This is a genomic window from Clostridium sp. AM33-3 (assembly GCF_003480315.1).
In the GTDB taxonomy this organism is placed as follows: domain Bacteria; phylum Bacillota; class Clostridia; order Lachnospirales; family Lachnospiraceae; genus Brotaphodocola.
Map to the genome: position 1 here is coordinate 969 of NZ_QUIV01000018.1, position 8,548 is coordinate 9,516.

Sequence of the window (8,548 nt, forward strand, 5' to 3'; positions counted from 1 at the left end):
GCAAACAACGATATGTGAAAATAGAGGAAGGCGGTCTCATTCTCTTCCGGACCTTTATTCGTTCCGTCTTATAATTGCAATTTCCTCACAAACTTCCCATTCTTTTCTCACAAAATCAACACATTCGCCCGTTATGCTTATAAAAACGAACAGACGGAAAACGATTCAGAGAGGAGCAAATTATGAGGATGAGAGAGCTTGCGGCCGTGATGGCGGGAGTGACATTTGGCATGGCAGTCGTGCCGAACATGACCGTACTCGCGGCAGATAATAATATGGATTACCGGAGAAAGGTAGTCGGCATTGCCGGCATTATGAACAATACCAGTACTGGCCTGAACGATCCGGTGACCCGGGCGGAGTTTGCCAATATGCTGGTAAAGGCCTCCACCTATCGGGATTATCTGCCAGCCACCAGCAGCGTGTCCGTTTATGCAGATGTTCCGGCCACAGCCCGGTATGCGTCCAGCATCCGGATTGCGGCAGAACAGAACTGGATAACCGGTTATCTGGGTGGCCTATATAAGCCGGATCAGTCCATTACGCTGCAGGAGGCGGCCCGTGGTATTCTGGCGCTTCTCGGTTATACCAGTGAAGATTTCGGCAGCAGTCTTTCCAGTGCCCGCATGGCAAAGTTTTACACTCTGGAATTAAATGAGAATCTTGACCGGCAGCCGAACGAGGTGTTAAACCGTTCTGACTGTATTAACCTGTTTTATAACCTGTTAAAGACCGATTCCAAGACCACAGGTAAGGCCTATGCGACCGTGCTTGGATGTGAGTTGAACTCCGACGGCGAGGTGAACCCGCTGGGGCTTGCGGATACGAATCTGAAGGGACCGAAACTGGTAACGAAAGGTTCCCAGATTGGCGATTATGTTCCCTTCAATGTGCAGGAGGCCAGCATTTTTGTAAACGGCGATGCTTCCAGCTACGAAGCTCTGAAAAGCTATGTTTCCAGCAGTTATGTGGTGATTTACTATAACCAGACGGCAAAGACCATATGGGCTTATATTGCGGATGAGGATGTTCAGTCTGGCCGCTGCGCTGTGCGCGGAACCGTGGAGAACATTTATTACAGCTCCAGTGATGTTATGACGCCGACCTCCGTCACACTGGACGACGGGCAGGAATACAAGCTGAGCAGTTCCGAGATGCAGTTTGCCTTCTCTGTCTACGGTTCCATTCGTGTGGGAGACCGGGTAACGCTGATCTGTGAGAAAAGTGAGAATTCCAACGGCGATGTGACCTACACCGTTGTGGATTATGTGGAAGATTAAGGGAGGTCGGACATGCTTGAAAAATTATCTGAGAAATTCGCGAAGGCACCATCTGCAACGGACTATGAAGGAGAAAACAAAACAGGCGGAGCGAGTGGTTCTGGAAATACAGGAAAAGCATCTGGAAAAAAGGGAAAACAGCTCAGTGGTAAAAATAGAAAGAAGCGTGCGCTGCTGATCGCCGCAGGAGTGGCAGTCCTTGCGGCCGGCGGTCTGTTCTGGCACAGCCAAAGCGCAAAGGTGAAAATGGCCAGCGCAAAAGCGGGAGAGCAGAAGACAGCTGCCGCTACTCTGGGAACCCTGACTTCGGAACTGACTTCCTCTGGCACCATTTCCCAAAAAGATACCTATACCATTACTTCTTTGGTGGAGGGAACTGTGCTGACGGCTGATTTTGAGGAGGGAGATCAGGTAACGGAAGGGCAGGTGCTTTATCAGATCGATGCTTCCTCTGTAGAGTCAGATCTGAAATCCTCAGAAAATTCCCTGGCCCGTGCCAACAAGAGCTATCAGCAGGCGTTGGAGGATTATCAGGAGGCGGTCAGCGATTACAGTGGCAATACTTATAAGTCTACTCGCACCGGATTTATTAAAAAACTAAATATCGAGGTGGGGGACAAGGTGGGCTCCAACACGGATCTGGCGGAGCTTTACAATGATCAGACTATGAAGCTGAAGGTTCCGTTTCTGGCAGGGGAAGCGGCGGTCGTCCCGGCGGGAAGTCAGGCCATGGTTACACTGACCGACACCGAGGAGCAGCTTATGGGCGTGGTTACCGCTGTCAGCAACATGGATGAGGTGCTGGATGGCGGGCGCATCGTCCGCTACGTGACCATGGAGGTGGAAAACCCGGGCGGTCTGACCACATCCCACAGTGCCACCGTTACTATCGGTGAATTTGTCTGCTGCAGTGAGGGGACTTTTGAGGCCATGACCGATACCACCATGAAGGCTTCTGTCACAGGAAACGGTAGTTTGGAGGTTGAAGAGCTTCTGGTGCATGAGGGTGATTATGTGACCTCCGGCACGCCACTGTTTTGCATTAAGAGCAAGGATGTGAAAAACATTCTGGATTCCTATCAGGATGCTGTGGACCAGGCCCAGGAGAAAATCGAGTCGGCCCAGAGCAATGCGGACAATAAGCAGGAAACCTACGATAATTACACCATTACCGCGCCAATATCCGGCCAGGTCATCACCAAGAATGTGAAGGCAGGAGATAAGATTGACCGAAGCTCCAGCAGCTCGACTTCGACTCTGGCAGTCATCTACGATCTGTCTGAGGTGACCTTCGAGATGTCTGTGGATGAGCTGGATGTGGGCCGTGTGAAGGTGGGCCAGACAGTCAACATTACGGCGGATGCCATTGAGGGAAAGACCTTCACCGGAAAGGTCACCAACATCAGTCTGGAGAGTTCCCAGTCAAACGGCGTTACCAACTATCCGGTCACTGTGACCCTGGATGAGGTGGGAGACCTGCTTCCGGGCATGAATGTGGATGGAACTATCATCCTGGATCAGGTAGACAATGCGCTGATGATTCCGGTGGATTCCCTGATGCGTGGCAACCGCGTGTATGTGAAGGATTACAGCGTGACCGGGCAGCAGGGCAATGTACCGGCCGGATTTAAGGCAGTGGAAGTGGAGACCGGAATCAGCAATGATGATTATGTGCAGATCACAAGCGGTCTTTCCGAAGGCGATGAGATCTATGTGGATTCCGCGTCCGGCAATACCAGCACCGATATGTTCCAGATGAGCGGCATGGGCGGTCCTGACGGTATGGGAGGCGCCCCTGACGGCGGAAATGGCTGGCAGAAAGGAAACGGAGGCAACCGCGGTAGTGGAAATGGCGGAAACCGCGGTGGCGGCGGAATGCCGTAAAGGAGAGTACAGATGGCAGAACCTCTGATTGAATTAAAAGACATATACAAAATATATCATATGGGAGATGAGCAAGTCTGTGCCAACGATGGCATCTCTCTTACCATCAAACGCGGTGAGTTCGTGGCGATCGTTGGAAAGTCCGGCAGCGGAAAATCCACCCTCATGAACATCATCGGCGCGTTGGATGTGCCCACCTCCGGCAGTTATCTGCTGGGCGGCGAGGATGTGGACCAGATGAGTGATGATCAGCTGGCAGACATCCGCAACCGGATGATCGGCTTCATCTTCCAGCAGTACAACCTGCTCCCGAAGTCCAACCTTCTGGAAAATGTGGAGCTTCCGCTTCTGTACGCGAAGATTCCGGCAGAGGAGCGGCGGGAGCGCGCCATGCGTTCCTTGGAACGGGTCGGACTGGCAGAAAAATGGAAAAACATGCCGAACCAGTTATCTGGCGGCCAGCAGCAGCGTGTGTCCATTGCGAGAGCGCTGGCGGGAGATCCGTCCCTGATCCTGGCGGATGAGCCGACTGGTGCGCTGGACTCCAAAACCAGTCGCGAAGTATTAAATTTTCTGAAGGAACTCAACGAAGAAGGAAACACCATCGTCATGATTACCCACGACAATTCCATTGCCCTGGAGGCAAAGCATGTGGTACGGATCCACGATGGAAAGATCAATTTTAACGGAGATGTGAAAGACTATGCTACAATCATTTAAGCTGGCCATCAAGAGTATCTGGAGCAACAAGATGCGCTCCTTTCTGACCATGCTGGGCATTATCATCGGCGTGGCTTCGGTTATCATTCTGGTAAGTCTGGTGAACGCCTACATGTCCTACATGACAGAAAGCTTTGCAAGTCTCGGCACCAATCAGATCACCGTCAACATGGTCAATCTTCCGTCCCGGTCAGTAGCGGTGGATGAGATGTATGCGTTTTACGATGAAAATACCGAAAGCTTTGACCATATGACGCCCATGGTGGGCATCAGTGCTACCGTGAAAAAAGGTACGGACTCTATGACCTCTACATCAGTGAGCGGCGTCAGTGAGGATTATCTCGGCATCAAGGACTGGACGCTGGTTTATGGGCGCAACATCCAGTATGCTGATATTACCGCGCGGCACAAGGTTTGCGTGATCGGTGCTTATGTGGCAGATGAGCTTTACGGAAGTGCAGAGAAGGCTTACGGCGAGACCATCAAGGTAAACGGATATGCGTTTCAGATTGTGGGTGTGGTGGAACAGCAGGACGATCCCCTGGAAGAGGGCGGCACGGATGATTTTCTGTTCATGCCCTACAGCTGCGCGATCAAGATGGCCCGCAATGCCAGCATCAACAACTATACCTTTACAATCCGTGATCTGTCCGCGGCAACGGAAGGCAAGACCCTGATCGAGAATTTCCTTTATGAAAAATTCAAAAATGAAGATTTGTATACAGTCACGGCTATGAGTGAGATGCTGGATTCGTTAAACAGCATGATTGCTATGGTATCGGCAGGCCTGGGCGGCATTGCCGGAATCTCCCTGCTGGTGGCAGGCGTGGGCGTTATGAACATCATGCTGGTGTCCGTCACGGAGCGGACAAGAGAAATTGGCATCCGCAAGGCACTGGGAGCAAAGCGGAGCGTCATCATGCAGCAGTTTGTGATCGAAGCGGCGGTGACCAGTTCCCTGGGCGGCGTGATCGGAATTCTGCTGGGAAGCATTGCCACCTCCACCATTGGAGCACTGGCCGGGCTAACCGCGACGCCAACCCCGATGGCCGTGATCGTGTCCTTTAGTGTATCGGTGGGAATCGGCCTGCTGTTTGGGTATATGCCGGCAAGCCGCGCTGCAAAGCTGAACCCGATCGATGCGCTGCGGAGTGAGTAGAGGAAGGAGCGTGAATGTATGAAAAAGGTTTTTAAACGATGGATTGTGGCTGCCGCCGCTGTTCTTCTGGCGACCACACCGCAGTTTCCGTCCTGCGCATCTGACAAAGCTGTAGAAACCGTATATCTTGGCACCCCGGCTCATGTCTGGTGGGAGACCGATACCACCGGCAAATGGTCCTCTGTCGCAAAAACCCATGAGTATCAGGTAAAATTGTACATAGCAGATAATGTGGACCGGGATGAGGAGAACTGGCGTAAGGTGGATTTTGACGATGAAAGCATGGAAGAATCCGAGTGTGTCATGACAAAGCGTACCGGGGAAACCTCCTGTGATTTCAGCGCCTACATGGATGACCTGCACACCTACTTTTTTGTGGTGAGGGCTACTCCAAAGGTCAGCGAACAGGCCTATGTGAAAGCCGGTTCCTGGGTAGGTTCACCGGATGCAGATTACCGCGCGGCACAGGTGATCGGCTATACCGATGGCAAGTGGCGAAACTATCTGGAAGGAAGCCGCTACCAGTCTGAGGACGGCAGTTACCTCGGTGCAGGCTGGCAGCGCATCGAAGCCAACTGGTACCTGCTCGATGACCAGGGCTACCGCCTCACCGGCTGGCAGGAGCGGGACGGAAACCGCTATTACCTGGGTGAAACCGGCGAGCTGGCCACCGGCTGGTTCGTCTGGAACGACAACTGGTACTACGCCGACAAAAGTGGCGTGATGCAGACCGGCTGGGTCATGACAGAGCCGGGAAAATATTATTATATGGATGAAAACGGTGTGTGGGTAGAGGATGCTGTGAAAACGGAATAAAGCAAAAAATGAAAAGTCTGGGATTAGAAAGTCCCGGACTTTTTCATCTGTATTTTATTGGAAATCACATATTTGGTATCCATATGAAAAATTCTATGCTATACTTGTTAATAAACTGACAAGAAAAAACATCATTCTAATACAGAACTGATACAATGTAAGGGGGTATTTCATGAATCAGAATCCATTTGGAGGTCAGGATCTGTTTGAGCATCTGCGCAGGCAGATGGAAGAACAGCTGAGACAGAAGCAGCAGAAGAACCAGTGGCAGAAGCAGCAGTCCGGTGGCGAAAACCAGAACCGGCAAAATGGCAATGAGGGTGGCTCGCAGAATCATGAGCCGGAGCGGTTTGATTCCGACGGCAATCCGGTAAAAAATAAAAAGAAGAAGCTCCGCCTGTTCCGCAATACCGGAGTGGCTGTTGCGGTGGTGGCTCTGGCTGTTGCGGGCATTAACAGCTATTATGTTCTGGACGAGGAAAACTATGCGGTGGTGACAACTCTTGGAAGTCCCCAGGCGGAATCCCAGGCAGGACTGCATTTTAAGATTCCGTTTATCCAGAACGTAACCATGGTTTCCAAGGGCATCAAGGGCATGCCGATCGGCTATGTACAGGAAACCGGCGAGTCGGTGGATGAGGAATCCATCATGATCACCAAGGATTTCAACTTTGTGAATACGGATTTTTATCTGGAATACATGGTGAATGATCCGGTAAAATATCTGTACGCGTCTTCGGATCCGGAGGCTACCCTGAAGATGCTGGCGCAGTCCTATATCCGTGATACAGTCGGCATTTACAATGTAGACGATGTCATTACCACCGGAAAAGCGCTGATCCAGTCAGAAATCAAGGAAAAGCTGACTAACCGCATGATCTCAGAAGATATCGGGCTTTCTGTGGTTAACATTACCATTCAGGATGCTTTCCCGCCAACGGAGGAAGTCTTAAGTGCGTTTAAAAATGTAGAAAACGCGAAGCAGGGAAAGGAGACGGCCATCAACAACGCCAACAAGGACCGTAATGAGAAGATCCCGCAGGCAGAGGCAGAGTGCGACCAGATCATCAAGAATGCGGAGGCGGAAAAGGAAGCCCGCATCAACGAGGCCCAGGGCCAGGTGGCGCGTTTTGAGCAGATGTATACGGAGTACAGCAAGTATCCGCTGATCACGAAGCAGCGTATGTTCTACGAGACCATGGAGGATGTGCTTCCGTCCATGAAGGTTTACATTGTGGATGAGAGCGGCACCCAGAAGATGCTGCCCCTTGACAGCTTTACTTCCGCGATGCAGTCCGCAGACAGAGGAGCAGCAGGAAACGGAGCGGCAGGAACTGGAAGCAGCAATGCAAACACAGACGGAAACAGTGCCAGCCAGGCGGGCGGCGGCAGTGCCGGTCATGCCGGAGAGACTGGCGCTGCGAATGCGCAGTAGGAAACGGAAGGAGGAAGTTCGTCATGAAAAAAATAGCAAAAGCCTTCAGCGGCCTGATTCTCATTGCAGCATTGTTTGTTTTGGGAAATTCCCTGGTTATTACCTATCCGGATGAGTATATGATCGTGCGCCAGTTTGGTGAGATCGTCCGTGTAGTGGAAACTCCCGGAGTATCTGTAAAAATTCCATTTATACAGACAAGTGCACCAATTCCGAAAGCACTTCAGATTTATGATATCCCGAAATCAGATGTTATTACCAAAGACAAAAAGAGCATGATCGCGGATGCGTTCGTTCTCTGGAAGATTTCAGACCCGGTACTGTTTACCCGTCACTTAAACGGCCAGGTGGCCCAGGCCCAGTCCCGCATCGCGGCATCGGTCTTTTCTTCCATGAAGTCCGTCATTTCCAATATGGATCAGACGGAAATCATCGAGAACCGTGACGGAAAGCTGGCAGAAGATATCAAAGACAATATCGGCGGTTCCCTGGATGGCTACGGCATTGCGGTTCTTGCCGTAGAGACCAAGTCCCTGGATATGCCGGACGATAACAAGCAGTCCGTGTACGACCGCATGATTTCAGAGCGCAACAACATTGCGGCATCCTACACAGCCCAGGGTAATTCCTCCGCTCAGAAAATTAAGAATGATACCACAAAAGAGGTCTCTGTCATGAAGTCAGAGGCCAATGCCGAGGCTGAGAAGATCAAAGCCGAGGGCGAGGCCCAGTACATGCAGATCCTCTCCAATGCTTATAACGACGCCAGTAAGGCAGATTTTTATAATTTTGTCCGTTCCCTCGATGCAGCAAAAGCATCCTTAAAGAACGGAAACAACACCTTGATCCTGGATAAAAGTTCCCCGATCACGCAGGTGTTCTACGGATATTAAAATTGCAATTTAGAGAATAACCAATAAGGTCCGAAGGTTTGGTCAGACCCTACAGAATCAGCAGATGCTGTGAAATTTTGTACTTCATTCGCTCCGCCGCCTATTGCCAGACCTGCGAGCAAAACTCGCGTGCGCTGCACGCTCAGACAATGCTCTCCGGTCTGGCGCTATGCTCGCTCATGAATCTGCGAACGCGTCACTGGCGCGTTCTTGATATGCAATGCAAGAAAATTCCAACGCATCTGCTTATTCTGTAGGGCCTGACCGAACCTTCTACTGTATTGGTTATTCTACGATAATAATAAACGCAGCCAGAACGTTGCTGACGAAAGCCTGTAATCCGGCTTTTATCTGATAGTAG

General features: G+C 51.2%; 7 protein-coding genes. All 7 read left to right on the forward strand.

The window, feature by feature from the left end; all coding sequences use genetic code 11:
* Positions 1-182: 182 nt before the first annotated feature.
* The 7 genes from DW819_RS10890 (at position 183) to DW819_RS10920 (ending at position 8,187) form a co-directional block, all read left to right on the forward strand.
* Positions 183-1,280, forward strand: a complete 1,098-nt coding sequence (locus tag DW819_RS10890; protein ID WP_118733305.1) for an S-layer homology domain-containing protein — start codon at positions 183-185, stop codon at positions 1,278-1,280.
* A 12-nt stretch (positions 1,281-1,292) separates the two neighbouring features.
* Positions 1,293-3,164 (forward strand): HlyD family efflux transporter periplasmic adaptor subunit, encoded by a 1,872-nt coding sequence (locus tag DW819_RS10895; protein WP_118733306.1) that lies wholly within the window; start codon positions 1,293-1,295, stop codon positions 3,162-3,164.
* 12 nt (positions 3,165-3,176) lie between these two features.
* Positions 3,177-3,884, forward strand: a complete 708-nt coding sequence (locus tag DW819_RS10900) for an ABC transporter ATP-binding protein (protein WP_118733307.1) — start codon at positions 3,177-3,179, stop codon at positions 3,882-3,884.
* On the forward strand, positions 3,868-5,043 hold the full coding sequence (locus tag DW819_RS10905) for an ABC transporter permease (protein WP_118733308.1): 1,176 nt from the start codon (positions 3,868-3,870) through the stop codon (positions 5,041-5,043). The genes DW819_RS10900 and DW819_RS10905 overlap by 17 nt, the downstream gene beginning before the upstream one ends.
* 18 nt (positions 5,044-5,061) lie before the next feature.
* Complete coding sequence (locus tag DW819_RS10910; protein WP_118733309.1) at positions 5,062-5,859, forward strand: hypothetical protein; 798 nt, start codon at positions 5,062-5,064, stop codon at positions 5,857-5,859.
* Between the two features lie 172 nt (positions 5,860-6,031).
* A complete protein-coding gene (gene hflK / locus DW819_RS10915; RefSeq protein WP_243025805.1) occupies positions 6,032-7,294 on the forward strand; it encodes an FtsH protease activity modulator HflK in 1,263 nt (420 codons plus the stop codon).
* A gap of 23 nt (positions 7,295-7,317) precedes the next feature.
* The gene (locus DW819_RS10920) at positions 7,318-8,187 is read left to right on the forward strand and encodes a protease modulator HflC (RefSeq protein ID WP_118733310.1); all 870 of its coding nucleotides are present in this window, start codon (positions 7,318-7,320) and stop codon (positions 8,185-8,187) included.
* The last annotated feature ends 361 nt before the right edge of the window (positions 8,188-8,548 follow it).

What these genes read in the sequence shown, in the direction of transcription:
- DW819_RS10890 (WP_118733305.1), top strand. Translation starts at nt 183, where the DNA reads ATGAGGATGAGAGAGCTTGCGGCCGTGATGGCGGGAGTGACATTTGGC.
- DW819_RS10895 (WP_118733306.1), top strand. Translation starts at nt 1,293, where the DNA reads ATGCTTGAAAAATTATCTGAGAAATTCGCGAAGGCACCATCTGCAACG.
- DW819_RS10900 (WP_118733307.1), top strand. Translation starts at nt 3,177, where the DNA reads ATGGCAGAACCTCTGATTGAATTAAAAGACATATACAAAATATATCAT.
- DW819_RS10905 (WP_118733308.1), top strand. Translation starts at nt 3,868, where the DNA reads ATGCTACAATCATTTAAGCTGGCCATCAAGAGTATCTGGAGCAACAAG.
- DW819_RS10910 (WP_118733309.1), top strand. Translation starts at nt 5,062, where the DNA reads ATGAAAAAGGTTTTTAAACGATGGATTGTGGCTGCCGCCGCTGTTCTT.
- hflK (WP_243025805.1), top strand. Translation starts at nt 6,032, where the DNA reads ATGAATCAGAATCCATTTGGAGGTCAGGATCTGTTTGAGCATCTGCGC.
- DW819_RS10920 (WP_118733310.1), top strand. Translation starts at nt 7,318, where the DNA reads ATGAAAAAAATAGCAAAAGCCTTCAGCGGCCTGATTCTCATTGCAGCA.